Annotated in this window: 1 protein-coding gene; it reads right to left on the bottom strand. The window is 69.3% G+C overall.

Features of this window, described 5'->3' with window-relative positions; translation table 11 throughout:
* Positions 1 to 15 precede the first annotated feature (15 nt).
* Positions 16 to 1899: AAA family ATPase (locus tag GOOTI_RS02145; protein WP_007236904.1), on the bottom strand; the 1884-nt coding region annotated here is incomplete at its 5' end.

The following is a 1899-nucleotide window of genomic DNA, read 5'->3' as shown; positions in this document are numbered from 1 at the left end:
CGGAGGGCGCGTTCTCTATGTTGTCGCACTGTTCGCTTGCTGAACGTCGACTTCCTTCTCGTGGTTCTCTCCCGTGTCGAGGTCCCCGTCGCCCTGTCTCGTCGTCGCCGACACGGCGACGTTCTGTCCGCGTAGACGCTGCGAGATCACGGTCGTGATGCCGTCACCTCGCATGCTCACGCCGTAGAGCGCGTCGGCGACCTCCATCGTCGGCTTCTGGTGCGTGATGACGATGAGTTGCGATCGTTCGCGAAGCTGCTCGAACAGCGTGATCAGACGACGGAGGTTGGTGTCGTCGAGTGCGGCCTCGACCTCGTCCATCACATAGAACGGGGAGGGCCGCGCACGGAAGATCGCGACGAGCATCGCCACCGCGGTCAGCGACTTCTCGCCGCCGGACAGCAGCGACAGTCGCTTCACCTTCTTGCCGGGTGGACGAGCCTCGACCTCGACTCCGGTCGTCAGCATGTCACCGGGCTCGGTGAGCACGAGTCGGCCCTCGCCGCCGGGGAACAGCGTCGAGAACACCTGGGAGAATTCGCGCTCGACGTCGGCGTAGGCCTCGGTGAAGACCTGCAGGATGCGCGCGTCGACGTCCTCGACCACGTCGAGAAGGTCTTTTCGCGCCGCCTTGACGTCTTCGAGCTGCGCCGAGAGGAAGCTGTAGCGCTCCTCGAGCGCCGCGAACTCCTCGAGGGCCAGCGGGTTCACCTTGCCGAGAGTGTTGAGGTCCTTCTGCGCCTTCTTCGCGCGAGCCTCCTGGGATGCGCGGTCGTACGGGAGTGGTGCGGGCGCCACGACGTTCTCTCCGCGTTCCTTGGCCTGCTCGTACTCGGACATCTCCAGCGCCGAGGGGGGCATCGGTACGTCGGGACCGTACTCGGCGATCAGATCGTCCGGCGACATCGCGAAGTTCTCGAGGATCTGCTCCTCGAGTTGTTGGATGCGCAGCGCCGACTGTGCGCGTGCCACCTCGTCGCGGTGAACGGAGTCGCGCAAGGCGTTGAGCTGGTCGGTCAGCGCCGCTGCCCGGGTCTTGAGCGCCTCGAGGGTCTCGGTGCGCGCAGCCTTGACCTGCTCGAGTTCGTCGCGTCCGGTCTGCGCCGTCGCGACCGCGCCGACGAGCCGCTCGGACACGGCGGTCGCGGCGTCGGCGACCTCGGCCGCAACTCGGGCGGCGACCCGACGGGCCTCGTCCTGTCGCCGTGCGCGTTCGCGCGCGTCCCGTTCGCGCTGCGCGGCTCGTCGTAGCGAGTCGGCCCGTCCGCGTACCGACGCGAGGCGCTCTTCTGCGGTGCGCAGCGCGAGGCGCGCCTCCATCTCTGTCGAGCGCGCACCCGCGACAGCAGCGGCAGCGGCGGTTCGCTCGTCGCCGTTCCCCCCGGTCTCGACGGGTTCGGGTGTCGATTCGTCGCGAGCCAGTCGCAGCCGTTCCTGTAGTTGCGCGAGGGTCGCGAGCATCTCGCCGCGGCCCTCTTCGGCCCGGTCACGCTGCCGCGTCAGTCTGTCGGCTTCGGCGCGCGCGGCGCGCACCTCCTGCCCCAGGCGGGCGAGTTGTTCGTAGGCTCCTCCGACAGCGGCGTCGGATTCGTGGAGGGCGGCCAGAGCCTCCTCGGCCGCCTCCCGTCGGGCACGCTGTTCGACGAGCGCGCCCTCGAGCGCCGCCTGCGTCTCCTCGGTGGTCCGTCGTGCGGCGGCGAGGTCGGCCGTCGCCGTGTCGATGGCCGAGGTGACCTCGAGCGTCGACGGACGCCTCGACGACCCGCCCTCGACCGATGCCGGGCCGATCCGGTCGCCGTCGCGGGTGACGCATCGAAGCCCGTGCTGCACAGCGAGATCGACGCCCTGTGCGGCGTCGTCGACGATCACCACGTCGGTGAGCAGATGATAGACGGCCCC

This window comes from Gordonia otitidis NBRC 100426, assembly GCF_000248075.1.
Lineage (GTDB): Bacteria > Actinomycetota > Actinomycetes > Mycobacteriales > Mycobacteriaceae > Gordonia > Gordonia otitidis.
The sequence above is the reverse complement of the archived record's forward strand: the minus strand, read 5'-3'. Positions and strand labels throughout refer to the sequence as shown.